21 protein-coding genes and 1 pseudogene are annotated in these 24,462 nt (G+C 65.4%); 17 read left to right on the top strand and 5 right to left on the bottom strand.

The genetic code is table 11. From position 1 onward, the window contains the following. Positions 1 to 5 precede the first annotated feature (5 nt). The 15 genes and pseudogenes from murA (at position 6) to tatC (ending at position 11,303) form a co-directional block, all read left to right on the top strand. The gene (murA, locus tag V6Z91_RS06975; protein WP_338768421.1) at positions 6 to 1,256 is read left to right on the top strand and encodes a UDP-N-acetylglucosamine 1-carboxyvinyltransferase; all 1,251 of its coding nucleotides are present in this window, start codon (positions 6 to 8) and stop codon (positions 1,254 to 1,256) included. Positions 1,257 to 1,272: 16 nt separating this feature from the next. Beyond that, positions 1,273 to 1,950, top strand: a complete 678-nt coding sequence (gene hisG, locus V6Z91_RS06970) for an ATP phosphoribosyltransferase (RefSeq protein WP_338768419.1) — start codon at positions 1,273 to 1,275, stop codon at positions 1,948 to 1,950. Between the two features lie 20 nt (positions 1,951 to 1,970). Then, positions 1,971 to 3,290, top strand: a complete 1,320-nt coding sequence (hisD, locus tag V6Z91_RS06965; RefSeq protein WP_338771758.1) for a histidinol dehydrogenase — start codon at positions 1,971 to 1,973, stop codon at positions 3,288 to 3,290. Next, a pseudogene (locus V6Z91_RS06960) lies at positions 3,287 to 4,027 on the top strand (site-specific DNA-methyltransferase); the annotation flags it as partial. The gene hisD and the pseudogene V6Z91_RS06960, both read left to right, overlap by 4 nt. A 386-nt stretch (positions 4,028 to 4,413) precedes the next feature. Further along, the gene (gene hisC, locus V6Z91_RS06955) at positions 4,414 to 5,502 is read left to right on the top strand and encodes a histidinol-phosphate transaminase (protein WP_338768416.1); all 1,089 of its coding nucleotides are present in this window, start codon (positions 4,414 to 4,416) and stop codon (positions 5,500 to 5,502) included. Between the two features lie 58 nt (positions 5,503 to 5,560). Next, positions 5,561 to 6,163, top strand: a complete 603-nt coding sequence (hisB, locus tag V6Z91_RS06950; protein ID WP_338768413.1) for an imidazoleglycerol-phosphate dehydratase HisB — start codon at positions 5,561 to 5,563, stop codon at positions 6,161 to 6,163. A 20-nt stretch (positions 6,164 to 6,183) separates the two neighbouring features. Continuing rightward, positions 6,184 to 6,822, top strand: coding sequence for an imidazole glycerol phosphate synthase subunit HisH (gene hisH, locus V6Z91_RS06945; RefSeq protein WP_338768411.1), 639 nt, complete (start codon positions 6,184 to 6,186; stop codon positions 6,820 to 6,822). Positions 6,823 to 6,864: 42 nt separating this feature from the next. Next, a complete protein-coding gene (hisA, locus tag V6Z91_RS06940) occupies positions 6,865 to 7,662 on the top strand; it encodes a 1-(5-phosphoribosyl)-5-[(5-phosphoribosylamino)methylideneamino]imidazole-4-carboxamide isomerase (RefSeq protein WP_338768409.1) in 798 nt (265 codons plus the stop codon). 1 nt (position 7,663) lies between these two features. Further along, a complete protein-coding gene (hisF, locus tag V6Z91_RS06935) occupies positions 7,664 to 8,425 on the top strand; it encodes an imidazole glycerol phosphate synthase subunit HisF (protein ID WP_338768406.1) in 762 nt (253 codons plus the stop codon). Between the two features lie 10 nt (positions 8,426 to 8,435). Beyond that, on the top strand, positions 8,436 to 8,876 hold the full coding sequence (gene hisI, locus V6Z91_RS06930; RefSeq protein WP_338768403.1) for a phosphoribosyl-AMP cyclohydrolase: 441 nt from the start codon (positions 8,436 to 8,438) through the stop codon (positions 8,874 to 8,876). Next, the gene (locus V6Z91_RS06925) at positions 8,873 to 9,208 is read left to right on the top strand and encodes a phosphoribosyl-ATP diphosphatase (RefSeq protein WP_338768401.1); all 336 of its coding nucleotides are present in this window, start codon (positions 8,873 to 8,875) and stop codon (positions 9,206 to 9,208) included. Before hisI ends, V6Z91_RS06925 begins: the two co-directional genes overlap by 4 nt. A 19-nt stretch (positions 9,209 to 9,227) precedes the next feature. After that, entirely contained in the window at positions 9,228 to 9,599 is a 372-nt protein-coding gene (locus tag V6Z91_RS06920) for a histidine triad nucleotide-binding protein (protein ID WP_338768399.1), read from the top strand. 167 nt (positions 9,600 to 9,766) lie between these two features. Next, complete coding sequence (gene tatA / locus V6Z91_RS06915) at positions 9,767 to 10,000, top strand: Sec-independent protein translocase subunit TatA (protein WP_338768396.1); 234 nt, start codon at positions 9,767 to 9,769, stop codon at positions 9,998 to 10,000. A gap of 20 nt (positions 10,001 to 10,020) precedes the next feature. Continuing rightward, a complete protein-coding gene (gene tatB / locus V6Z91_RS06910; RefSeq protein ID WP_338768394.1) occupies positions 10,021 to 10,548 on the top strand; it encodes a Sec-independent protein translocase protein TatB in 528 nt (175 codons plus the stop codon). Next, positions 10,548 to 11,303 (top strand): twin-arginine translocase subunit TatC, encoded by a 756-nt coding sequence (gene tatC, locus V6Z91_RS06905; protein ID WP_338768391.1) that lies wholly within the window; start codon positions 10,548 to 10,550, stop codon positions 11,301 to 11,303. The genes tatB and tatC overlap by 1 nt, the downstream gene beginning before the upstream one ends. A gap of 188 nt (positions 11,304 to 11,491) precedes the next feature. On the opposite strand, the gene V6Z91_RS06900 is transcribed toward tatC, so the two are convergent. The 5 genes from V6Z91_RS06900 to V6Z91_RS06880 form a co-directional block, all read right to left on the bottom strand. After that, positions 11,492 to 13,357, bottom strand: a complete 1,866-nt coding sequence (locus V6Z91_RS06900) for a DUF885 domain-containing protein (protein WP_338768388.1) — start codon at positions 13,355 to 13,357, stop codon at positions 11,492 to 11,494. Between the two features lie 108 nt (positions 13,358 to 13,465). Further along, positions 13,466 to 13,951, bottom strand: coding sequence for a hypothetical protein (locus V6Z91_RS06895; protein WP_338768385.1), 486 nt, complete (start codon positions 13,949 to 13,951; stop codon positions 13,466 to 13,468). A 39-nt stretch (positions 13,952 to 13,990) separates the two neighbouring features. Then, entirely contained in the window at positions 13,991 to 14,350 is a 360-nt protein-coding gene (locus V6Z91_RS06890) for a hypothetical protein (protein ID WP_338768382.1), read from the bottom strand. Positions 14,351 to 14,447: 97 nt separating this feature from the next. Further along, positions 14,448 to 18,608 carry a DEAD/DEAH box helicase gene (locus V6Z91_RS06885; protein WP_338768379.1) on the bottom strand — a complete coding sequence of 1,387 codons (4,161 nt, stop codon included), beginning with the start codon at positions 18,606 to 18,608 and terminating at the stop codon, positions 14,448 to 14,450. Continuing rightward, the gene (locus V6Z91_RS06880) at positions 18,605 to 20,566 is read right to left on the bottom strand and encodes a S9 family peptidase (protein WP_338768376.1); all 1,962 of its coding nucleotides are present in this window, start codon (positions 20,564 to 20,566) and stop codon (positions 18,605 to 18,607) included. Before V6Z91_RS06880 ends, V6Z91_RS06885 begins: the two co-directional genes overlap by 4 nt. Before the next feature lie 70 nt (positions 20,567 to 20,636). Here V6Z91_RS06880 and hemE point away from each other — a divergent pair, with 70 nt between their 5' ends. Both hemE and V6Z91_RS06870 read left to right on the top strand, forming a co-directional pair. Beyond that, positions 20,637 to 21,716: a uroporphyrinogen decarboxylase gene (gene hemE / locus V6Z91_RS06875; RefSeq protein ID WP_338768373.1), complete on the top strand. Its 1,080-nt coding sequence runs from the start codon at positions 20,637 to 20,639 to the stop codon at positions 21,714 to 21,716. A 617-nt stretch (positions 21,717 to 22,333) separates the two neighbouring features. Next, entirely contained in the window at positions 22,334 to 24,367 is a 2,034-nt protein-coding gene (locus tag V6Z91_RS06870; RefSeq protein WP_338768370.1) for a primosomal protein N', read from the top strand. Positions 24,368 to 24,462: the final 95 nt, after the last annotated feature.

Raw genomic sequence — 24,462 nt, 5'->3', positions numbered from 1 at the left:
CATCGATGGATAAACTGCTCATCACCGGTGGCAAGCGCCTGGTCGGCGACATCCAGATCTCGGGCGCCAAGAATGCCGCGCTGCCCATCCTGTGCGCGGGCCTGCTGACGGCCGGCGACCTGCGCCTGTCGAACGTGCCGAACCTGCACGACGTGGCGACGATGCTGAAGCTCCTGCGCCAGACCGGCCTGGCAATCGAGCAGGATGGCGACAAGGTCACGCTGAACGGCGCGGCCATCAACAAGCTCGAAGCGCCGTACGACCTGGTGAAGACGATGCGCGCCTCGATCCTCGTGCTGGGTCCCCTGGTGGCCCGCTTCGGCCAGGCCAAGGTGTCCTTGCCGGGCGGCTGCGCGATCGGTTCGCGCCCAGTCGACCAGCACATCAAGGGCTTGCAGGCGCTGGGCGCCGAGATCTCGATCGATGCCGGCTACATCTACGCCAAGGCGAAGAAACTGAAGGGCACCAGCATCACCACCGACATGATCACGGTGACGGGCACGGAAAACCTGCTGATGGCCGCCACGCTGGCCGAAGGCGAAACGGTACTGGAAAACGCCGCCTGCGAGCCGGAAGTGACCGACCTGGCCAACCTCCTGGTTTCCATGGGCGCGAAGATCGACGGTATCGGCACGAGCCGTCTGGTGATCCAGGGAGTGCCGGCGCTGAACGGCGCCTCGCACGCCGTGATCTCGGACCGCATCGAAGCGGCCACCTTCCTGTGCGCCGTGGCGGCCGCCGGCGGCGACATCACGATCCGCAACACGCGCACCGACATCCTCGACGCGGCGCTGGAAAAGCTGCGCGAGATGGGCGTGCGCCTGACCGTGGGCGACGACTGGATCCGCGCGCAGATGGATGGCCGCCCGGCGCCCGTGTCGTTCCGCACCACCGAGTACCCGGGCTTCCCGACCGACATGCAGGCGCAGTTCATGGCCGTCAACACGATCGCCAGCGGGCATTCCAGCGTGACGGAGACGATTTTCGAGAACCGCTTCATGCACGTGCAGGAGATGAACCGCCTGGGCGCGCAGATCCGCATCGACGGCAATACCGCGTGGATCGACGGCGTGCAGCAGCTGATCGGCGCGCCCGTGATGGCCACCGACCTGCGTGCCTCGGCCTCGCTGGTGATTGCCGGCCTGGCCGCCAAGGGCGAAACGCTGGTCGATCGCATCTACCATCTGGACCGTGGCTACGACCGCATGGAAGTGAAGCTTTCCGCCGTCGGCGCCAATATCACCCGCGTCAAATAAGCGCGCATCAACTATCATGAGTACGCTCCCAACCCAGGCCACCGACCGCTCGCAACTGATCCTCGCGCTGTCCAAGGGCCGCATCTTCGAGGATACGCTGCCCCTCCTGGCCGCGGCCGGCATCACCGTCACGGAAAATCCGGAAACCTCGCGCAAGCTGATCCTGCCGACCAACGACCCCGGCGTGCGCGTGCTGATCGTGCGCGCCAGCGATGTGCCCACTTATGTGCAGCATGGCGCGGCCGACTTCGGCGTGGCCGGCAAGGACGTGCTGTTCGAGCACGGCGGCGAGGGCCTGTACCAGCCGATCGACCTGAACATCGCGCGCTGCCGCATGTCGGTGGCAGTGAAGGCCGGCTTCGATTACGAGACCGCGGTGCGCCAGGGCGCGCGCCTGCGCGTGGCCACCAAGTTCACCGAGATGGCGCGCCAGCACTTTGCCAGCAAGGGCGTGCACGTGGACCTGATCAAGCTGTACGGCTCGATGGAGCTGGCGCCGCTGGTCGGCCTGTCCGACGCGATCGTCGACCTGGTCAGCACCGGCAGCACGCTGCGCGCCAACAACCTGGTGGAAGTCGAAGAGATCATGGATATCTCGTCCCGCCTGGTCGTCAACCAGGCCGCGCTGAAACTGAAGCGCGCCCGCCTGCAACCGATTCTCGAGGCGTTCGAAAAGGCCTCGCAAAAAGCATAGCAAGGAAAGTAAGGCCAGCCATCATGATCCAGATCCGCAAGCTCGACTCCACCGCCATCGATTTCCAGGAAACGCTCGACGCGCTGCTCGCGTTCGAAGCGGAAACCGACTTCGCCATCGAAAAAGCCGTCACCGAGATCATCGCCCAGGTGCGTGCCCGCGGCGACGAAGCGGTGGTCGAGTACACCAACAAGTTCGACCGCATCCCGCATGGCGGCGCGGCCGGCATTGGCGCCTTCGAGATCGGCCAGCAGGAGCTGGACGCCGCGCTGGCCGCGCTGCCCGATGCGCAGCGTGCCGCCCTGCAGACGGCAGCCGAGCGCATCCGTGTGTTCCACGAGCGCCAGAAGCAGGAACTGCAAGGCTTCACGTACACCGAGGCCGATGGCACGATCCTCGGCCAGCGCATCACGCCGCTGGACCGCGTGGGCATCTATGTACCGGGTGGCAAGGCGGCATACCCATCCTCCGTGCTGATGAACGCCATTCCGGCCAAGGTGGCCGGCGTGGGCGAGATCGTGATGGTGGTGCCGACACCGGATGGCGTGAAGAACCAGATGGTGCTGGCCGCCGCGGCGATCGCCGGCGTGGACCGCGTGATCGGCATCGGCGGCGCGCAAGCCGTGGCCGCGCTGGCCTACGGCACCGAGACGATCCAGCCGGTCGACAAAATCGTCGGCCCCGGCAATGCCTACGTGGCCGCCGCCAAGCGCCGCGTGTTCGGCGCCGTCGGCATCGACATGATCGCCGGCCCTTCCGAGATCCTCGTCGTGTGCGACGGCACCACGGACCCGGACTGGGTGGCGATGGACCTGTTCTCGCAGGCCGAGCACGACGAGCTGGCGCAGGCGATCCTGCTGTGCCCCGACGCGGAGTACATCGCGAAAGTGGAAGCATCCATCCAGAAGCTGCTGCCGACGATGCCGCGCCAGGAAACCATCCGCACTTCGCTGACGGACCGCGGCGCGCTGGTCAAGGTGCGCGACATGGAAGAAGCGTGCGAAATCGCCAACGCCATCGCCGCCGAACACCTGGAGATCTCCGCCGAGGAGCCGCAGCAGTGGGCCGACAAGATCCGCCACGCCGGCGCGATGTTCCTGGGCCGTTTCTCGTCCGAATCGCTGGGCGACTACTGCTGCGGCCCGAATCACGTGCTGCCCACGTCGCGCACGGCGCGCTTCTCGTCGCCCTTGGGCGTGTACGACTTCCAGAAACGCTCGTCGGTCATCCAGGTCAGCGAAGCCGGCGCCCAGACGCTTGGTAAAATCGCGGCCGAGCTGGCGTACGGCGAAGGCTTGCAGGCGCATGCGCGCAGCGCGGAGCTGCGGTTGAAATCATGAGCGACTGGCTAGATCGGGTGTTCTGCGAGGATGCGCTGGAAGGCCTGCACCGCATCCCCGACGGTTCCATCGACCTGATCCTGACCGACCCGCCGTACAACCTGGGCAAGGATTACGGCAATGCGTCCGACCAGAAATCGGTGGACGAATTCCTGGCGTGGACCGAACAGTGGGTCGATGCCGCGCTGCCGAAGCTGAAGGAAAACGGCAGCCTGTATGTGTTCACGACGTGGCGCTCGGCGCCGGAAATCTTCGTGATGCTGAAACGGCGGATGACGATGATCAACGAGATCATCTGGGACCGCCGGGTGCCCTCGATGGGCGGCACGGTGCGCAGTTTCACGTCGGTGCACGACACCATCGGCTTTTTCGTGCGCCGCAAGGATTACTATTTCGACCTCGACGCCGTGCGCATCCCGTACGACGCCGAGACCAAGAAGGCCAGGTCGCGTTCCATCTTCGTGGGCGCCAAATGGCTGGAGCAGGGCTACAACCCGAAAGACCTGTGGAGCGTATCGCGGCTGCACAGGCAACATGCGGAGCGGGTCGATCACCCCACGCAAAAGCCGCTCGAGATCATCGAACGGATGGTCAAGGCATCGTGTCCGCCCGGTGGCGTGGTGCTGGACCTGTTCATGGGCAGCGGCACCACCGCCGTCGCGGCGCGCAACACGGGCCGCCACTTCACCGGCTTTGAACTGAATCCCGACTATTGCAGGATCCTGGCTGAACGCCTGGAGCAACTGGACGCCGACCCGGAGCCGGCGGCCGCGGATCCGCAGCCCGCGGCCGCCGATCCGCAGGGGTCTGGCCCCAAGGCCCGCCGCCGTGCCAAGGTCCGCGCCGTGGTTCTGGGGTCTGACCCCGGTTTTCCGGCGATGCAGCCAGCGGCGGTGGATCCGCAGGGGTCCGACCCCAAGGCCCGCCGCCGCGCCAAGGTCCGCGCCGCGATCCCGGGGTCTGACCCCGGTTTTCCGGCGATACAGCCCACGGCCCTGGATCCGCAGGGGTCTGACCCCGGTTTTCCAGCAGCGCCGCCCAGGAAGCGTGCCGCCAGGAAACCCTTAGTAAAGGCTGTTGCCGCAATCGACAGCCCCGAATAACGCATTGGAGTGTTAAAAAGATGTCCCTCGACAGCCTGATCAGCAACACCATCCGCCCGGACGTGCGCAGCGACAAGAGCTACCACGTGCCGGACGCGAGCGGCTTCGTGAAGCTCGATGCGATGGAAAACCCGTACCAGCTGCCGGAGGACCTGCGCCGCGAGCTGGGCAACCGCCTGGCCGAAGTGGCGCTGAACCGTTACCCGGCTGCCTCGTACGGCCCGCTGAAGGAGCGCATCCGCGCCACGCTGGGCATCCCGGCCGGCTACGATGTCCTGCTGGGCAACGGTTCCGACGAACTGATCGCCATCATGGCCGCCACCTGCGCATGGCAGGACCGGCGCGCCGTCATGCTGGCGCCGGTGCCAGCCTTCGTGATGTTCCAGCGCTCGGCCCAGGTGGCCGGCATGGATTTCGTGGGCGTGCCCCTGAAAACGGACCTGGCGCTCGACCTGCCGGCCATGCTGGCGGCCATCGAGGCGCACCGCCCGGCGCTGATCTTTCTGGCTTACCCGAACAACCCGACCGGCAACCTGTTCGACGCGGCCGACATCGAGGCGATCCTGCGCGCGCAGGGCGAGCGCGGCCTGGTCGTGGTCGACGAAGCCTATGAGCCGTTCGCCCAGCAGAGCTTCATGCCGCGCCTGCCGGAGTTCGACAACCTGATCGTGATGCGCACCCTGTCCAAGCTGGGCCTGGCGGGCATCCGCCTCGGCTACATGAGCGCGCACCCGGCCCTGCTGGAGCAGTTCGAGAAGGTGCGCCCGCCCTACAACGTCAACGTGATGACGCAGGCGGCGGCCGAGTTCGTGCTCGACCACGTGGAGATCCTGAACGAGCAGGCGCGGCTGCTGCGCGAGCAGCGTGCCGCGCTGGCCGAGGCGCTGGCGGCCTTGCCAAGCGTGCAGGTGTTCCCGTCGGCGGCCAATTTCATCACGATCCGCGTGCCGGATGCCGACAGCGTCCATGCCAAACTGGTAAGTCGTAAAATTCTGATTAAAAATTTGAGTAAAATGCACAGTGTGCTGGCGAACTGTCTTCGCGTGACCGTCAGCACGCCGGACGAGAACGCCGCTTTCCTGGAAGCGTTGAAAGCATCGCTGAGCTGATAACCGTATTGACCGCTCATCGAGCCCCGTTGGCGCCCACCTAACCCTGAGTTCCCCCATGAATTTGCCCGCAGCCCGCATTGCAGAAGTAATCCGCAACACCAACGAGACGCAGATCCGCGTCGCCCTGAACCTGGACGGTACCGGCGTGCAAAAGCTCGATACCGGCGTGCCCTTCCTGGACCACATGCTGGACCAGATCGCCCGCCACGGCCTGATCGACCTGGACGTCAAGGCCGTCGGCGACACGCATATCGACAACCACCACACCGTCGAAGACGTGGGCATCACCCTGGGCATGGCGGTGGCGAAGGCGATCGGCGACCGCAAGGGCATCCGCCGCTACGGCCACGCCTATGTGCCGCTGGACGAAGCGCTGTCGCGCGTCGTCATCGATTTCTCGGGCCGCCCGGGCATCGAATACCACATTCCATTTACGCGCGCGATGATCGGCACGTTCGACGTCGACCTGACGCTGGAATTCTTCCGCGGCTTCGTCAACCATGCCGGCATCACGCTGCATATCGACAACCTGCGCGGCACCAATGCCCACCACCAGTGCGAGACAGTATTCAAAGCATTTGGGCGCGCGCTGCGCATGGCCGCCGAGCTCGACGAGCGCGCGGCCGGCACGATTCCCTCCACCAAAGGAAGCCTGTAAAAACCATCGGCTTTCAGACCATGAAAAAAATCGTTGTAGTTGACTACGGCATGGGTAACGTGCGCTCCGTTGCGCAGGCCCTGCGTGCCGTCGCGCCGGAAGCGGACGTGTCGATCTCCGGCGTGCCCGCCGAGATCGACGCGGCCGACCGCATCGTCCTGCCCGGCCAGGGATCGATGCTCGACTGTATGACCCACCTGCGCGAATCGGGCGTGCACGACGCGCTCATGCGCGCGGCCGCCAGCAAGCCCATGATGGGCGTATGCGTGGGCGAGCAGATGCTGCTCGAGCGCAGCGAGGAGCGCGATGCCGAAGGCCTGGGCCTGTTCCCCGGCAAGGTGGTGCGCTTCCAGCTCGACGGGCAATTGCAGGAAGACGGCTCCCGCTTCAAAGTGCCGCAGATCGGCTGGAACAAGGTGAAGCAGACCGCCCCGCACGCGATGTGGGCGAATATTCCCGACGACGCCTACTTCTATTTCGTCCACAGCTATTACGCGCGGCCGGAAAATCCGGCGCACAGCGTGGGCGAGACCGTCTACGGCGCGCCGTTCTGCTGCGTGATCGCGCGGGACAATATCTTCGCCACCCAGTTCCACCCGGAGAAGAGCGCGGCCGCCGGCCTGCAGCTGTACAAGAATTTCGTCCACTGGAATCCCTGAGCCCTACCGAGCCAACCAATTACCTAAACGACCTTTATAACCATGCTGCTCATTCCCGCCATCGACCTCAAGGACGGTCACTGCGTTCGCCTCAAGCAAGGCGACATGGAACTTGCCACCGTGTTTTCCGACGATCCCGCCGCGATGGCCCGCCATTGGCTGGAGCAGGGCGCGCGCCGCCTGCACCTGGTGGACCTGAACGGGGCCTTCGCCGGCAAGCCCAAGAACGAAGGAGCCGTGAAGGCCATCCTGAAGACGGTGCAGGATTTCGCGGCCGAGAATGACATCGACGAGATTCCCGTGCAGCTGGGCGGCGGTATCCGCGACCTGGACACGATCGAGCGCTACCTGGACGACGGCATCAGCTACATCATCATCGGCACCGCCGCCGTGAAGAGCCCGGGCTTCCTGCACGACGCCTGCGGCGCCTTCCCGGGCCACATCATCGTGGGCCTGGACGCCAAGGACGGCAAGGTGGCGACGGATGGCTGGAGCAAGATGTCCGGCCATGAAGTGATCGACCTGGCGCAGAAATTCGAGCAATACGGCGTGGAATCGATCGTCTACACCGACATCGGCCGCGACGGCATGATGGGCGGCGTGAACATCGAAGCGACGGTGCGCCTGGCCCAGGCCGTGCGCATCCCGATCATCGCCTCCGGCGGCCTGCACAACCTGGCCGACGTGGAAGCGTTGTGCGCGGTGCAGGACGAAGGCATCGAAGGCGTGATCTGCGGCCGTTCGATCTACGAAGGCACCATCAACCTGAACGAGGCACAGCTGCGTGCCGACGAACTCAGTGGCGAAACCCGCGGCGAAGTACCGTCGAGCGAAGAATAATATGCTGGCCAAACGCATCATCCCCTGCCTGGACGTGACCGACGGCCGCGTCGTCAAGGGCGTCAATTTCACCGAGCTGCGCGATGCCGGCGACCCCGTCGAGATCGCGCGCCGCTACGACGAGCAGGGCGCCGATGAGCTGACGTTCCTCGACATCACGGCTTCGTCCGACAACCGCGGGCTGATCCTGGACATCATCGAGCGGGTCGCCGCGCAGGTGTTCATTCCGCTGACCGTGGGCGGCGGCGTGCGCAAGGTCGAAGACGTGCAGCGCCTGCTGAACGCCGGCGCTGACAAGATCAGCCTGAACACCTCCGCCGTCAGCAATCCCCAGCTGGTACACGACGCGGCCCTGAAGCACGGCTCGCAGTGCATCGTGGTGGCGATCGACGCCAAGCAGGTCGCCCCCGGCAAATGGGAAGTGTTCACGCACGGCGGCCGCAACGCCACGGGGCTCGATGCGGTGGAGTGGGCCGTCAAGATGGCATCGCTGGGCGCCGGCGAGCTGCTGCTGACCAGCATGGACCGCGACGGCACCAAGAGCGGCTTCGACCTGGCGCTGACCCGCGCCGTGTCGGACGCGGTGGGCATTCCCGTGATCGCCTCGGGCGGCGTGGGCAGCCTGCAGGACCTGGCCGACGGCGTGACGAAAGGGCATGCCGACGCGGTGCTGGCCGCCAGCATTTTCCACTACGGCCAGCACACGGTACAGGAAGCCAAGCAGTTCATGGCGCGGCAAAACATTCCGATGCGCCTGGTCTGAGAGAACAAAGATGAGTATCCCGACGACGACGCCTAGCGTAGCCAAGGCAAAATGGCTGAATCGTGTCCGCTGGGACGAGCATGGCCTCGTGCCGGTGATCGTGCAGGAGCGCGGCAGCAACGACGTGCTGATGTTCGCCTGGATGAACCGCGACGCGCTGTACAAGACCGTGGAACTGCGCGAAGCCGTGTACTGGAGCCGTTCGCGCAAGAAGCTGTGGCACAAGGGCGAGGAATCCGGCCACGTGCAGAAGGTGCTGGACATACGCCTCGACTGCGACGAGGACGTGGTGCTGCTGAAGGTCGAACAGGCCGGCGGCATCGCCTGCCACACGGGGCGCCATTCCTGCTTCTTCCAGCAATTCGACGGCGACGCCAGGGATGGCGACTGGCGCGACGTGGAACCCGTGCTGAAGGACCCGGAAACCATTTATACGGACAAGAAGAAATGACGGACACCATCCTGGACCGCGTGGCGGCCACGATTGAATCGCGCAAGGGCGGCGACCCGGCCGCCTCCTATGTGGCCAAGCTGTTCGCCAAGGGCGACGATGCGATCCTGAAGAAGATCGGCGAGGAAGCCACCGAGACCGTGATGGCCGCCAAGGATGCCCGCGTGTCCGGCGACGGCAGCAAGGTGCTGTACGAGGTGGCCGACCTGTGGTTCCACTCGCTCGTGCTGCTGGCCCAGTTCGGCCTTACGCCCCAGCAGGTGCTCGAAGAGCTGGCGCGCCGCGAAGGCGTGTCCGGCATCGCCGAAAAAGCCGCCCGCCAGGACAACTGATAGCAAAGGAAACCGACACGTGGATAACTGCCTGTTCTGCAAGATTGCTGCCAAACAAATTCCTGCCTCCGTCGTGTATGAGGACGACGAGCTGCTGGCCTTCAAGGACATCAATCCGGCCGCGCCCGTGCACCTGCTGGTGATCCCGAAGAAGCACATCGCCACGCTCAGCGAGGCGCAGCCCGAAGATACCGCGGTGCTGGGCAAGATGCTGGCGCTGGCGCCGAAGCTGGCCGAGGAACATGGCGTTTCCGTGGTTTACGGTAACGACGGCAGCCCCACGCGCGGCTACAAGACCCTGATCAACAGCGGTCCGGATGGCGGGCAGGTGATCTACCACCTGCACATGCACATCTACGGCGGCCCGCGCCCGTGGCGCGGCATGCATTGATCGCCGCATACGGCTGAGCGGCCAGCGAGGCGCGCCTTGTTGCAGCCAAGCGAGCAGCCGGAAGAGTTATTTCCGGCCGTTACTGTGACAAGCACATGACAAGCTGAGAGTCGTGTAAACTGTTCGTTCTTACCGAATTCGGGCGTTATCGTCCAAGGAGAAATATTATGGGTTCCATGAGCATCTGGCACTGGCTGATCGTCCTGGTCGTCGTCATGCTGGTTTTCGGCACGAAAAAACTGGGCAATATCGGCTCGGACCTGGGCAAGGCCGTCAAGGGCTTCAAGGATGGCGTGAAGACTGACGAGAAGGAAACGGCCGACCAGCCCGCCCCGCCGCCCGCGCACGTGACCGACAAGGGCACGATCGAGGTCGACGCCAAGGAAAAGACCAAGCACTGATTCCCGCCTGTCGCTGATACATGATCGATCTCGGTCTTTCCAAGCTGGCCATCATCGGCGTCGTGGCGCTGATCGTCATCGGTCCCGAAAAATTGCCGAAAGTGGCAAGAATGGCGGGCACGCTGTATGGCCGCGCGCAACGCTACCTGCACGATGTGAAGAGCGAGGTGAGCCGCGAAATCGAGCTGGAGGAATTGCGCAACCTGCAAAAGAACGTGCAGGAACAGGCGCAGAACATCAAGGCCGACGTTGAGAACTCGATCCAGAAGAACGTGTCGGAAGTCGAGGGCGCGTTCAACTTCGACGAAGCGTCGCACGACGCCACGCACGACACGGCCGGCGATCACACAAGTACTTACCACGCGGTAGCCACGGAAGACCAGGCCCGCAAGGCCAAGGAATTCCGCCGCAAGCGCCTGGTGCGTACCTCGGCCGTGCCGCTGTGGTACAAGCAGCGCAACGGCGCCCGCTTGCACGTGGTATCCGGCGCGGCGCGCGTGGCCCGCTTCCGCCCGCGCAACGGTAAACCTCCCGCCTCCTTTTACTGATGAGTACTGAACAACCGGCTGAAGAAACCTTCATCAGCCACCTGGTAGAACTGCGCGACCGGCTGCTGAAAGCTTCCATCGGTGTCCTGATCGTCACGGCCCTGCTGATGGCCTGGCCGGGGCCCACCGTGCTGTACGACTTCCTTGCCCAGCCGATGATCGACGCATTGCCGCAGGGATCGAAGATCATCGCTACCGGCGTCACGGCACCCTTCCTGGTGCCGATGAAGGTCACGCTGATGCTGGGCGTCATCCTCGCGCTGCCGTGGGTGCTATACCAGGCGTGGGCCTTCGTCGCCCCCGGCTTGTACACGCACGAAAAGCGCCTAGTGGCGCCGCTCGTCATCTCGTCCTCGCTGCTGTTCGTGGCCGGCGTGGCGTTCTGCTACTTCTTCGTGTTCGGCCGTGTGTTCCACTTCATCGCCACTTTCGCGCCCAGCTCGATCGCCGTCACGCCCGATATCGAGAATTACCTCGATTTCGTGATGTCAATGTGCCTGGCCTTCGGCGCCGCGTTCGAAGTGCCCGTCGTGGTCGTGATCCTCGTGCGCATGGGCATCGTCTCGCTGGCCAAGCTGAAGGAATGGCGGCCCTACGTGATCGTGGGCGCCTTCGTCATCGCCGCGATCGTCACGCCGCCGGACGTGGTCAGCCAGTTCGCCCTCGCCATCCCGATGTGGATGCTCTTCGAACTGGGGCTGCTCGTGTCGCCGATGTTCGTCAAGATGACGCAGGCGCCCGAGAACCAGACCTGAGCTGGCGCTGGATGCATTGGTGTCGTACACCGGCGAGCCGGTGTACGACACCGGTTTTTCCTGCCGAAGTCACAACACCCGGTTTTGCCTGCTGAAGTCGGCGAGCTCTCGGGAAAACCGGTGTCGCACACCATTTCCTCTGGAAATGGTGTGCGACACCAGCGACAGCAACTGCCCGGCGGCCGGGGTTACTGCATCAATTCCCGGATCACCTTCACCGGCGCGCTGCCGTAGCCAAGGAACTCCTCGTTGAAGGCCTTCTGCGAGAACCGCGCGCCCAGCGCATTGCGGCGCTGCTCGCGCAATTCCATGATTTCGCTGTAGCCGCTGAAGTAGGACGTGAGCTGCACCGAGGTGAGCGTGGCGCGGCGCCATTTCTCGGCCGCTTCCTGCTTCGTCTGGAACGCCTGACGGGTCAGCAGGTCGAGCGCCTGTTCCTGCGTCATGTCCAGCACGTGCACACTGTAGTCGAGGATCGTGTTCGTCACGCTGCGCAGGTTCCACTTCGAGTACATCAGCCACATCTCGGGCGAGTTGTCGTAGCCCGATTCGAGCATCATGCGCTCGCTGAACACGGCCCAGCCCTCGACCATCGCGCCGTTGCCGAAGATCGACTTCACCAGGGAAGGCGACTTGTTCGCGTACACCAGCTGCGCATAGTGGCCGGGGATGGCTTCGTGCATGTTCAGGATCTGCAGGATCCAGTGGTTGTACTCGCGCAGGCTGCTTTCGGCCTGCTCCGGCGTGGCACCGGTCAGCGGCGTCACGTTGTAGTAGGTGCGGTCCTGCGGGCGGTAGGGGCCGGGCGCCTCGATGCTGGCGCCGGCCACGCCGCGCTGGTAGGCGGGCGTTTCGCGCACGACCAGCGGCTTGTTCGCATCCAGCTCGAGCAGGTCGTTCTTCGTCACCCATTCCTGCAGCTTCGGGATCTGCGCCTTGATCTCGTCCACGAAGCGCTCCGGCGCCACGTGGTTGGCCGAGAGCTTGTCGATCATCATGCCGATCTTGGCGTAGCGGTCCGCCGGCTTGGCCACGTCGGGCAGGTACTTCGGCCACAGCTCGTCGCTGATGCGGTCCATGTTCGCCAGCAGCTCGTCGCGCGCCACCAGCGCCTTGCGGTACGTCTGCTCGGCGGTGCTGGCGGACTGGATGTCGAAGGCGAACTTCTGTTCATACAGGTCGCGGCCGATGCGGAACGAGCGCGCTCCCTGCACGGCCAGCATCTTGTCCAGCTCGCCCAGCCAGGCGGCGTAGGCTTGCACGGCGGTCTTCGACTCGGCAACGCGCTGCGCGAACAAGCCTTTCTCGTTGGCGGCCAGGGAAGAAGCCTGGGCTTCCTTGTCCAATTCCTCGAGCAGGGCGATCACGCCGGGCGCCTGGGCGATCGCCAGCTGCGTGTGCTCGCGCGTCGGCGTCGTGATGTTGTTGCGCGCCGCCTCGTAATAGGCCGGCACGTTGGCGAGGCGCCGCAGCAGCGTGCGCAGGCGCTGCGACTTGGCCGCGTATTCGGTGTGCAGGATGTAGTCGATCGGGCCGGCGATGTTGTACATGGCCGGGTTCCACTCGAATTCGCGGAACGTGGTCAGGTACCAGCGATCCGAGTTCAGCTTGTTGACCAGCAGGGCCAGGTCGGTGCGCTGGCTCGGCGACAGCTGGCGCGCATCGAGCCTGGCGAAGCGGCCCAGCCAGTCGTCGATGAAGGCGATCTGCAACTGCCGGGTGGCGAGGTCGGGCACCGTCAGCGTGAAGGCTGTGTCGTACTTGCCCACCGTAATCGCCGTTTCCGGGTCCATCCGCCACAGGGCGGTGAGGAACTGGCCGGAAAGGTTGTTGAACGCACGGTCGGCGCGGCTCTCGAGGGGCAGGGCCGCGGCGGCGACCGCGGTGGCGGCCGCGGCTTTCTTGACGGTGGATCGGGATTTCGAGGATTTCGAGGTTTTCTTCGAGGACGCGGTCTTGGTCACCTTGGCCTTCGTCGGCTTCTTGGCGGCTTCGGCAGGCGAGAACGCCAGCGCCAGCATCATGGCGGCCAGCGCGAGTTTGGTCTTGATCATCGTGTAACTTTCTCTTACCGGGGTCAGGCAGGGAGCGGGCGGATCGCCTGACACTGGTCATCGATCAGCTCGCCGTAACCCGGCATGTTACACGACAGCTTCCTGGAATCACGCCAGGCGGTCGTCGCGCAGCATCTGCTGGTGCCGCTCGTTGATGATCGCCACCGCTTCGCGCCCGCGCGCCATGTGCGAGAGCATGATGGCGCTGGCATCGGTGAAACGGTGGGTCACCCGGATCGACCAGGAGCGCGTCAGCCAGCTGCGGAACGATTGCACATAGAACGCCTGGTCCAGGTCGCGCCACTTGATGCCCCGCACGCCGCGCTGCCAGGGCAGCACGCCCGAATACAGCCACACGCCCACGTCGTCGTAATACAGCTGGAAACTGCGGATCAGCAGCACCCGGTAGCCGATCAGCAGGGCGGAGGCGGCCAGCACGGCGGCGGCGGCCAGTTCCGAATGGCGGAAGGCGAGCCGCAGCACGAAGACCATGACCACGGCCAGCAGGAAGCAGCCGCCATAAGCCGTCCAGGCCTTATGGCAGAGCGGGATGCCGTGCCCGGCGGGGGAGAGTTCGTTTTCCTTGAGATCCATCCCCGGATCATGGCACGGAATGACCGTTCGGCGAAAGGGTCAGGCGGGATCCTGGCGGCTGGTCATCCGTTCCGCCTGGTCGTGCACGGCCAGCCGGTCGAGGATATTGTTGACGCGCGCGCCGTCGCGGTCGTTTTCCACTTCGACTTGCAGGATGCAGGTGCTGCGCTGCACGGCGGCGCGGATTTCCGAGTTCTGGCCGGCGCGGTTCGGATTGTCCATCGACGGCGTGGGCTTTTCGGTGAGATCGACCACGAAGTTGCCCTCGACGGGGCCGGCTTCGTCATTGCGGGAATCGAGGGTGATGGCGGCAGCGGGGATGCCGGAGGCGATCAGCGCTTCGCGCGCATGTTCCGCCAGGGCGAAGCTGTCGAAGACTCGCAGCAGGGTATCGGCCATGGTGTGCTCCTGAGATGGCATTTGTCATTACGGCCATGATAGCGAAGGCGGCTTGACGGCCGCGTCCCGTTAGCATCAGGAAAAATTCAGACCCGGATCAGCGCCGGAGCCCTTCCTCCAGCATCGCCAGCATGTCCGCCGCATTCATGCGCGCCGCCATCTCGCTGCCGTCCAGCAGGCTGTCGGCCAGTTCGCGCTTGTGCGCATGCAGGTCGACGATGCCTTCCTCGATCGTGTGCCGCGCCACCAGCCGGTAGATCGTCACCGGGCGCTGCTGGCCCATGCGGTGGGCGCGGTCCGACGCCTGGTCTTCCACGGCCGGGTTCCACCACGGGTCCATGTGGATCACGTAGTCGGCCGCGGTGAGATTGATGCCCACGCCGCCCGCCTTCAGGCTGATCAGGAAGACATCGCCGTCGCCCGCCTGGAACGCATCCACGCGCTGCTTGCGCGCGGCCGGCGGCGTGGCGCCGTCCAGGTACTGGTAAGTCACGCCGCCGCGGTCCAGGTGTTCGCGGATCAGCGCCAGGTGGTCGACGAACTGGCTGAACACGAGCACCTTGTGCCTGTTTTCCAGCAAGCCGGCCAGCAGTTCTGCGAACGCGGCCAGCTTGCTGCTGTCGAGCTTCAGCTCGGGCGCGACGAGATTCGGGTTGCAGCAGGCGCGGCGCAGCTTCATGATCTCGGCCAGGATCTGCATCGACTTCCTGTCGACCGGCGCGTCGATGGCGTCCAGCTTGTCCAGCGCCTCGCGGCGCAGTGATTCGTACAGCGCCGTTTCCTCGGGCGACAGGTCCACTTCCAGCACGATCTCGGTGCGCGCCGGCAGTTCCGTCAGCACCTGGGACTTCGTGCGGCGCAGGATGAAGGGACCGATCAGCCGGCGCAGCCGGTTGCGCGCGCCCACTTCGGCCTTGCGGTCCTGCTGCCGCTCGATCGGGCCGGCAAAGCGCAGGTTGAACTGGTCCAGCGATCCCAGCAAGCCAGGATTGATGAAGCGGAACAGGTTCCACAACTCGCCCAGGTGGTTTTCCAGCGGCGTGCCCGTGCACGCCATGCGGAAGTCGCCCGACAGCGCCATCACGGCCTGCGAGCGCTTCGTGGCGGCGTTCTTGATCGCCTGCGCCTCGTCCAGCACGATGGTGTGCCAGCGCTGCTTCGTAAAGCGTTCCGACTCCAGTTGCAGCAGGCCGTAGCTGACGATCACCAGGTCGAAAGGCCCGGCGCTGTCGATCATTTCGGCCCGGTCGCCGGCACCGAACAGTTTTACGTTCAGCGTGGGGGCAAAGCGCGCCGCCTCGCTGGCCCAGTTCAGGCACACGGAGGTGGGCGCCACCACCAGCGCCGGGCCCTGTGGCGCGCGCAGCAGCAGCAGGGCGAGGGACTGGATCGTCTTGCCGAGCCCCATGTCGTCGGCCAGGCAGGCGCCCACGCCCCAGTGGGCCAGCCGCGCCAGCCATTCGAAGCCTTCGCGCTGGTAATCGCGCAGCTCGGCCTGCAGGGTGGACGGCACCTGCGGCCGGTATTCCGCCTGCGCGGCGATGCGGGCGATATGTTCGCGCCACAGCCGATCCGCTTCCAGGCCGCCCACTTCGCCGGCCAGCTCCTCCAGCACGAAGGCGGCCAGCTGGTGCACCTTCACGCCGGCATCGTCGTCCTCGCCATAGGCATCGAGTTCAGACAGGCGGCGGTACAGCTCCTCGGAGAGGGCCAGGAACTGCTTGTCCTTCAATTCGATGAAGCGGCTCTTGCTGGCCCGGATCAGGTCCAGCAGCGAACGCAGGTCCATCACGCGGTCCTCGTCCACCTGCAACTGGCCGCTGGCGGCAAACCAGTCCTTCTTGCTCTTGATCGACAGTTTCAGCTGCTTGGTGTACACGGGCTTGGTCACGCTGAACTTCTCGCCTTCCGGCCAGCCGATCACCACGCGCTCCGGCCCCAGCTCCTGCAATTCGGTGAGCAATTGCAGGCACAGGGCCGGCTGGCCGATCAGCCATTCGCCGTGTTCCTGCTCGGCGCCCTCCAGGGCGGTGCAGCGCAGCACCAGCTGGCGTTCCGCATCGCGCTCGCCGGCCAGGCTGCGGCGCACCTGAACCTGCCTGCCGCCCACGTCGGTGATCACGGTCTCGGCTCCGGTGCCCGGCGCGTAGTACGGTCCGGCGTCCGGCAGCGGGCGCACCTGCACCTGCATGCGCAAGCCTTGCTGGTAAGGCAGCAGGTGCACGTGCAGGCGGGTATCGGCATCGACCTGGTTGCCGTCGGCCGTGCCGCCGCCGATGTCCGACTGCACGGTGACGCTGGCGGCCACCGTGCCGATCGCCTTGAGTACCTGTTCCTTCGCGTGCATCGGCACCGTCAGGCCGTCGCCCACGATGGCGGCGATGCGACGGTGCTCGTCGTTGATGGTCGTCACGCGCAGGCGGTTCGGCGCTTCGCGCTGCACGATCGTCGTGTCGGTGGCCGAAGGCGCCGGATGCAGCGACAGGTGCAGCTTGCCCTTGCGCTCCTGCACCAGCAGCTCCGGCTCGCCGCCCACGATTTCCACGCGCGTTTCCGGCGCGTCGTACCAGAACACCAGCGGATGCCCCACCAGCGCCGGCGCCGCGGCGGCCGGATCGATGTCGTAGCGCAGGCCGGACGAATACGGCTGCCGTGAAGGGCTGATGAACGTGGCCAGGCGGATATCCTGCGGCGTCGCGAAGTCCCATTGCGCGGCATCCTCGGCCAGGCGCTTCAGGGCGATCGGGCGGCCATTGCTCCACTGGCCCTTCGCGCTGCGCTTCTGTTCGCGCGGCTCCAGCTCCGTGATCCCCGTGCGGTCGCTCCACAGGATCATCCAGGCCAGCCGCGTTTCGCTGACGGCGGCAGGCGCGCCCTGGTGCAGGTTGATCAGCGCATCGAGCTGGCGCTTCCAGCCTTCCTGGCGCTCGAACCACGTCGCCATGTCGGGCAGTCCCAGCTTCGACAGCATGTCATTGGCGCGCGCCGCCGCCTTGTCGTCGCCCAGGTGCCCCAGCAGGCTTTCGGCCTGCGCGGCGATCAGGATGTAACCGTTGGCGCCCGCGTCCTGTGCGAGGTCCTGCAATTCGGCGCGGCGCTTTTCCAGCTGCGGCAGGCCGAGCCACCAGTACACGAGTGCCTGGAACAATTGCGCCTGCAGCGGCGTTTCCCACGCGCGCGCCACAACCACCTCCGCCTGCATCGTGCCGGCGCGCACCTGGCGCAGCATCGACAGCATGGCGTAGGTGCCGCTGTCCGGGTTCTGCTGCGCATGCACGGCGAGGTCGAGGTAGCTCTCGGCCGACTTCAGCGCCTTGGCATCGCCGGCGCGCAGCAGCGCCAGCACGTACAGGTAGCCGCCGAAGCCGGCAAACACCTGCTTGCGCTTGCCGGTCTCCCGGCGGACCGATTTCAGGGCGTTCTCGAAGCCGGCGACCGCGTCATTCACGTGACCGCGCAACAGCATCAGGACGCTGGCGTAGAACAGGGCCAGCGGGCTCCTGGCCACTTCCAGATAGGTGAAGGCCTGCGGCAGGTTGCCGGCCAGGATCGCATCCTCGCCCAGCGCCAGCCGCAACCCTTCGGAGACATCGTCGCCCGCCTTCTCGCGGCGGTCGAAGTGCCGCTGGGCGGCGCCGCGCACGTCCGGCGCCAGCGCCGGTTCGCGCTGCGCATGCTGGAGCAGCAGCATCAGGATATCGTCCTGCATCGACGGGTGCACCAGCAGCAGCATGCCGGCCTCGAAGGGCCGCGCGAAGATGTCGACGATCGGGTGCAGCTGCGCCGCTTCATAGGAGCGCAGGCAGGCGGCCAGCAGCGGGGTCACGTCCTGCGGCGGCTGCCCGCGCAACAGCGCCATGCGCAGCCGCGCCACGCCGTGCCGGTAGCTGCGGGGTTCCGGCGTGCCGTTCCAGCTGCTGCGCATCGGGTTGACCGCCTCGTAGGCCTTGCAGATATCGTCCAGCATGTGGGCGCCGATGGCGGCGCGGATGGCCGGCCAGCGCAGCCTGGCGTTGCAGAGGTAGCCCCGGCCAACCACGAGGCTGGTGAACGCCAGGCGTTCCAGGTGTTCGACGATCTCGTTGCTTTTCGTCTGGTTGAAGGCGTAGCCCTTGTCGTCGCGCAGGCCCATCTTCACGATGTGATCCAGCACGGCCGACTTGCCCATCGGCTCGCCCACCAGCGCCAGCAGCGCCAGCACCGTTTTCTCGTTCGGGTGCAGCGCGTCGAATTGGTCCTGCAGGGAACTGTCGCTCATGCCGCCCCGTCGAGGTTATCGATATGCACGGGCGCCGGCGCGGCGGTGTCGTGCAGGCCGAACATGCGCCGATAGAAATACAGCTCCGCCTCCAGCGTTCGAACGATCGTCTCGGCTTTCCTGAAGCCGTGTCCCTCGCCTTCCAGTTCCACGTAGGCGACCGGCACGCCGCGCTGGCGCAAGGCCTTCACCATCGTTTCCGATTGCTGGGGCGGCACCACCTTGTCATCCAGGCCCTGGAAGAAGATCATCGGGCAGCCCAGCTTGTCCACGTGGTGGCTGGGGGAGCGTTCCAGGTACACCTGCCGCGCCTGAGGCTGCGGGGCGATCAGGTATTCGTTGTAGTGCGATTCGAATTTGTGCGAATCGTCGTCCAGCCCCTGCAGGTCGGCCACGCCATAGTAGCTGGCGCCCAGCTTGAATACGTCGTGGAAGGCCAGCGCGCACAGCGTGGTGTAGCCACCCGCGCTGCTGCCGCGGATGATGAGGCGTTCGCCATCGGCGCGCCCCTGTTCGACGAGCCAGCGCGCGCCGGCCACGCAATCCTCCACGTCGACCACGCCCCATTGCCCCTTCAGCGCGTCGCGGTAGGCGCGGCCGAAGCCGGTGCTGCCGCCGTAGTTCACGTCCAGCACGCCAAAGCCGCGGCTGGTCCAGAATTGCGTGGTCAGCTTGAGCGTGCTGGCGGCCATGCCGGTCGGGCCGCCGTGGCCGATCACGATCACGGGCGGTTTTTCGCCGGCCGGTGCGGCGGCGTCGCGGTTATGCGGCGGGTAGAAGAAGGCGTAGGCGGTGCGGCCATTGGCGCTGGGATAGCGGATGCTCTCCGGTACCGACAGGTAGCCCACGTCGGGCAGCGTGTCGATGGACCGGGCCAGCACCTCGAGTTCGCCGTTGGCCAGGTCGATGCGCGCAATCTCGGCCGGAATCGTCGGGCTGCCGCCCAGCAGGGCGATGAAGCCGTCGCCAGTGCGCAGCTCGCGGATCTCCTGGTATGGATTGGCGATCGGCTCCACGCGTGTGCCACTTCCTGCGCTGCCGATCACCAGGCGCGCCAGCCTGCTCACCCCCTGGTCGATATACGTGCAGGCGATCTCGTTCGCATTGAGGAAACCGTACATCGAGTTCCCGAACGCCCAGTGCGGGCCGGCGAATTCCGCCTCCAGCGGGCAGATTGCCTCCAAGCCGTCGCCATGGCGATACAGGTTCCACCAGCCGCTGCGGTCCGACACGAAGTACAGCCGTCCGTCCGGCGACCATTCGGGCTGGCAGATCGATTCTTCAGGCCCGCCCGCCACCAGCGCGGGCGTTGCGAGGCTGCCGTCTTGGCCGATATCGGCCACCCACAGCTCGGTACCTTGCCAGGGCATGCGCGGGTGGTCCCATGTCAGCCAGGCCAGCCGGCGCCCATCCGGCGCGAGCCGGGGCGACGAATAAAAGTCGTGGCCCCGCGCGATCACGGTCTCGGCGCCGTCGAAGTCTACCGCGCACAGGGCGTTCTCCGGTTGCGCGTGCGAGGCGGGATCGTCAGGGTGCAGTTCGCGCACGGCGATCAGGCGATTTCGGGCCCGGTCGACGACGAAATCGGCAAAGCGCTGCCGGCCTTCGGCCGTGAACGGCCGTGCTTCCTCGTCGCCTTCCATGCGATACAGGCGGTTGTCGGCCGCGTTGGAAAAGAACACCGTCTCGCCGTCCACTGCATAGGCACCGCCACCATATTCGTGCACGCGGCTGCGCACGTTCAGGGGCAGCGGCGTCAGCTCATCGGTCCTTTCCCCATGGAACCGCAGCAGCGTGTTGCGGCCGCCCTCGCTGGCACGGCCGGCCAGCCAGAGAACGTCCGTGCCGGCGATGGCCAGCGAGGACAGCGGGGTGGCGCCGGCGGCCACCATGGCAGCCGAAATGGGGGAGGGCCAGGTGCCGAAGGATGCGCTTTGCAAGGCGGTCGGAGCGGTCATTTCAAGGACGCGTGAAAAGAACGGGGGGATGCGATAATACCTGCTTTCGTCCCGCTTTTCATTGCCATCCATGCCACAATTCGCCCCGCTTCAGAACGACACCTTCCTGCGTGCGCTGCTGCGCCAGCCGACCGATTACACCCCCGTGTGGCTGATGCGCCAGGCGGGCCGCTACCTGCCCGAATACCGCGCCACGCGCGAAAAGGCCGGCTCGTTCATGGGGCTGGCCACGAATCCCGACCTGGCCACCGAGGTCACGCTACAGCCGATCGACCGCTATCCGCTCGATGCGGCCATCCTGTTTTCGGACATCCTCACGGTGCCCGATGCCATGGGTCTTGGGCTGCATTTCGTCGAGGGCGAGGGACCGAAGTTCGAGCGCCCCCTGAAAACGGAAGCAGACGTACAGGCGCTGCGCCTGCCCGAACCCGGCTCGCTCGATTATGTGTTCAAGGCCGTCACGCAGATCCGCACGACGCTGAACGGCCGCGTGCCGCTGATCGGCTTCTCCGGCAGCCCATGGACGCTGGCGTGCTACATGGTCGAAGGCCAGGGTTCGCGCGAGTTTCATACGATCAAGAAGATGCTGTACAGCCGGCCGGACCTGATGCACCACATCCTGGATGTGAACGCGCGCGCCGTGGCCGAGTACCTGAATGCCCAGATCGAGGCGGGTGCCCAGGCGGTGATGATCTTCGACTCGTGGGGCGGTGCGCTGGCCGACGGGGCCTACCAGCAGTTTTCGCTGCAGTACATGCAGCGCGTGGTGGCGCAACTGAAGCGCGAGCACGAAGGCGAACGCATTCCCGCCATCGTGTTCACGAAAGGCGGCGCGCACTGGGCGGAGGAAATCGCCGCGATCGGCGCCGATGCGATCGGCCTGGACTGGACCGCCAATATCGGCAAGGTGCGCGCGGCGGTCGGCGACAAGGTCGCGTTGCAGGGCAATCTCGACCCGGCGATCCTGTTCGCGGGCGCCGAGCAGATCCAGGCCGAAGTATGCCGCGTGTTGGATGCCTACGGCCCCCACACCACTGGCCACGTGTTCAACCTGGGCCATGGTATTTCGCAATTCACGCCGCCGGAATCCGTGGCCGTCATGGTCGATACCGTCCACGCCCATAGCCGGAACCTGCGCTTCGGCGCTTGAGCGGTACGCGGCGCCGAGCCTGTCAAACCCACAGCCAAACCCGACTTATGCACAATTTTTCTGGTTGCCAAAGCAAAAGGCAACCAGGAAAGTTTTAGGACGGCAATAAATTCAAGTGCTTGATTTTGCTGGGTAATTTTGCTCAGCCGTGCATCTGTTCTTGGCGGTAAGTAAACCTTCTTCCCCACTCCGGGAAATGTTGTGGAGCCATTCTCCACAAAGTTATCCACAAAAACTGTGGAAAAATGTCAAAAGCGCTTAGTAAACCGCGACTTACCCCATTTCCTGCGGCATTGCACAACTATTGGGCAGGGAATAGTACTCGCTAAGGTCGAGTTCGCTTGGTAGAATAGCGGGTTCCGCCCCGCGGTTTTCCGTGATCGCGTATCGATCACGACGGTGAGCGGAGGCGACTTATACACAGCAAGATTAAAAAATCCCTTGTTTTCGCCTCTCTGGCGAGCGTTTTTTAACACTTTGATTTACAAGGGAAAAAATTGTGAACTCCGGTGTTTCCAGGCCTCATTATTGCCTCGGAAATGCTGCTTGCCGGGAATTACGGGTCTAATGTCCACAAAGTTATCCCCAGAATTTGTGGATAGTTCACGGGTGAGCTGATGCCCCATTGCATACTCAGGATCGCGCTGGATACGCCGCTCCATGCCGTGTTCGACTACCGCTGGCCCTGCGCGCCCACGGAGCGACCCCAGGTCGGGCAATTGGCACTTGTTCCGTTCGGCCCGCGCGAAGTGGTGGGCATCATCGTCGCGGTTGCCGACGAGACCGACGTGCCGGCGGAAAAGCTCAAGGATGCACTGGCCGTGCGCTCCCAGCTGGCGCCGTTGCCGCCGCAATGGCTGGCGCTGGCCGGTTTCGCCGCCGAGTACTATCAGCGCCCGCTGGGCGAGGTGGCGCTGCCGGGCCTGCCGAAGAACCTGCGCCTGCCCACCACAGTCAACCTGGACCGGGCGGTCAAGAAGCTGGCCAAGTCCACGATCGGCCACGATCCCGCGCCCGTCGGCATGCCGGAACTCAATGCTGCCCAGCAGCGCGCGGCCGATGCGATCGGCGGTGCCCAGGGTTTCGCGCCCATGCTGCTGTATGGCGTGACGGGCAGCGGCAAGACCGAGGTCTACCTGCAAGCCTGTGCCCAGGTGCTGGCGCGCGAGCCGGACGCGCAAATCCTCGTGCTCGTTCCCGAGATCAACCTGACGCCGCAGCTGGAAGCGAATATCCGCGCCCGCTTCCCGGGCGTGATGCTGGCCACGCTGCACAGCAGCCTCTCGGAAGGCGAGCGCATGCTGCATTGGCTGGCCGCGCATCAGGGGCAGGCCCGCATCGTGCTCGGCACCCGGCTCGCGATCCTGGCCTCGCTGCCGCACCTGAAGCTGATCGTGATCGACGAGGAACACGATCCTTCGTACAAGCAGCAGGAAGGCTTGCGCTATTCGGCGCGCGACCTCGCCGTATGGCGTGCCTGGCAACTGAAGATTCCCGTCGTGCTCGGCTCGGCGACACCGTCGCTGGAAACGTGGCACCACGCCCAGGTGGGGCGCTACCGCAAGCTGGAGTTGCGCGAGCGCGCCGTGAAGCAAGCCACGCTGCCGGCCGTGAAGCTCGTGAACATGGAGCACGACAAGCCGAAGGATGGCTTGACGGCGCCGCTCGTGGCGGCCCTGAAGCTGCGGCTGGAGCGGGGCGAGCAATCGCTGCTGTTCCTGAACCGGCGCGGCTACGCCCCCGTGATCTGCTGCGATTCCTGCGGCTGGGTCAGCGATTGCCAGCGCTGCACGGCATTCATGGTGCTGCACAAGGGGGAGTTCAAGCTGCGCTGCCACCACTGCAGCCTGGAAATGCGCATCCCCCGCCATTGCCCCACCTGCGGCAATATCGACCTGCAACCGCTGGGCCGCGGCACGCAGCGCATCGAGGAAGGCTTGCAGGCGATGTTCCCCGAGGCGCGCATCCTGCGCATCGACGCCGATTCCACGCGCCGCAAGGGCAGCGCGCAGGAAGCGTTCGAGACGGTGCACCGGGGCGATGTCGACATCCTGGTCGGCACGCAGATGGTCGCCAAGGGTCACGACTTCAAGAAGCTCACGCTGGTCGGCATCCTGAACCCGGACACGGCGCTGTTCTCGCAGGATTACCGCGCCAGCGAACGGCTGTTCGCGCAACTGATGCAGGTGGCCGGCCGCGCCGGCCGCACCGCACAGGCCGATGGCGGCAGCCCCAGCGAGGTGCTGGTGCAGACGCGCTATCCGGAACACCCGCTGTACGGTGCCGTCGTCAATCATGACTACGACCGTTTTGCCGGCGCGCTGCTGGAAGAGCGCGAACAGGCCGGACTGCCGCCTTTCCTGTACCAGGCCATGCTGCGGGCCGAGGCGGGTGAATTGGCGAAGGCGCTGGATTTCCTGCAGGCCGCGCGCGACTGCGCCCATGGGGAAGGGATCGCCGAAGGCATCACGGTCAACGACCCGATCCCAATGAGCATGACCCGGGTGCACAACGTCGACCGCGCACAATTGCTGGTGGAATCGCCGTCGCGGCCGGCCTTGCAGGCCTTCCTGAAGGAGTGGATGGCAAGGCTGCGCGACATGAAGTCGCGCGTGAAATGGTCGCTGGAAGTCGATCCGGTCGATATCTGACCATTCGATGGAGGCCTGCCTCCCCGGCACGAGCGGGCGCACAGCCGTGGCGATAGGCGCTGCGCGGCCGAACCATTGCCCCGCTCGCAGTGCGG

Source organism: Massilia sp. METH4 (assembly GCF_037094685.1).
Taxonomy (GTDB): domain Bacteria; phylum Pseudomonadota; class Gammaproteobacteria; order Burkholderiales; family Burkholderiaceae_D; genus Rugamonas.
This window is presented reverse-complemented; position numbering and strand designations above follow the sequence as displayed.

Excerpts from the sequence above, each read along its gene's own strand:
- tatC (WP_338768391.1), top strand. The coding sequence starts at position 10,548 with ATGAGTACTGAACAACCGGCTGAAGAAACCTTCATCAGCCACCTGGTA.
- V6Z91_RS06880 (WP_338768376.1), bottom strand. The coding sequence starts at position 20,566 with ATGACCGCTCCGACCGCCTTGCAAAGCGCATCCTTCGGCACCTGGCCC.
- V6Z91_RS06885 (WP_338768379.1), bottom strand. The coding sequence starts at position 18,608 with ATGAGCGACAGTTCCCTGCAGGACCAATTCGACGCGCTGCACCCGAAC.
- hemE (WP_338768373.1), top strand. The coding sequence starts at position 20,637 with ATGCCACAATTCGCCCCGCTTCAGAACGACACCTTCCTGCGTGCGCTG.
- hisG (WP_338768419.1), top strand. The coding sequence starts at position 1,273 with ATGAGTACGCTCCCAACCCAGGCCACCGACCGCTCGCAACTGATCCTC.
- hisH (WP_338768411.1), top strand. The coding sequence starts at position 6,184 with ATGAAAAAAATCGTTGTAGTTGACTACGGCATGGGTAACGTGCGCTCC.
- V6Z91_RS06900 (WP_338768388.1), bottom strand. The coding sequence starts at position 13,357 with ATGATCAAGACCAAACTCGCGCTGGCCGCCATGATGCTGGCGCTGGCG.
- murA (WP_338768421.1), top strand. The coding sequence starts at position 6 with ATGGATAAACTGCTCATCACCGGTGGCAAGCGCCTGGTCGGCGACATC.
- hisC (WP_338768416.1), top strand. The coding sequence starts at position 4,414 with ATGTCCCTCGACAGCCTGATCAGCAACACCATCCGCCCGGACGTGCGC.
- tatA (WP_338768396.1), top strand. The coding sequence starts at position 9,767 with ATGGGTTCCATGAGCATCTGGCACTGGCTGATCGTCCTGGTCGTCGTC.
- V6Z91_RS06890 (WP_338768382.1), bottom strand. The coding sequence starts at position 14,350 with ATGGCCGATACCCTGCTGCGAGTCTTCGACAGCTTCGCCCTGGCGGAA.
- hisA (WP_338768409.1), top strand. The coding sequence starts at position 6,865 with ATGCTGCTCATTCCCGCCATCGACCTCAAGGACGGTCACTGCGTTCGC.
- hisF (WP_338768406.1), top strand. The coding sequence starts at position 7,664 with ATGCTGGCCAAACGCATCATCCCCTGCCTGGACGTGACCGACGGCCGC.
- V6Z91_RS06925 (WP_338768401.1), top strand. The coding sequence starts at position 8,873 with ATGACGGACACCATCCTGGACCGCGTGGCGGCCACGATTGAATCGCGC.
- V6Z91_RS06895 (WP_338768385.1), bottom strand. The coding sequence starts at position 13,951 with ATGGATCTCAAGGAAAACGAACTCTCCCCCGCCGGGCACGGCATCCCG.
- V6Z91_RS06870 (WP_338768370.1), top strand. The coding sequence starts at position 22,334 with ATGCCCCATTGCATACTCAGGATCGCGCTGGATACGCCGCTCCATGCC.
- hisB (WP_338768413.1), top strand. The coding sequence starts at position 5,561 with ATGAATTTGCCCGCAGCCCGCATTGCAGAAGTAATCCGCAACACCAAC.
- hisI (WP_338768403.1), top strand. The coding sequence starts at position 8,436 with ATGAGTATCCCGACGACGACGCCTAGCGTAGCCAAGGCAAAATGGCTG.
- tatB (WP_338768394.1), top strand. The coding sequence starts at position 10,021 with ATGATCGATCTCGGTCTTTCCAAGCTGGCCATCATCGGCGTCGTGGCG.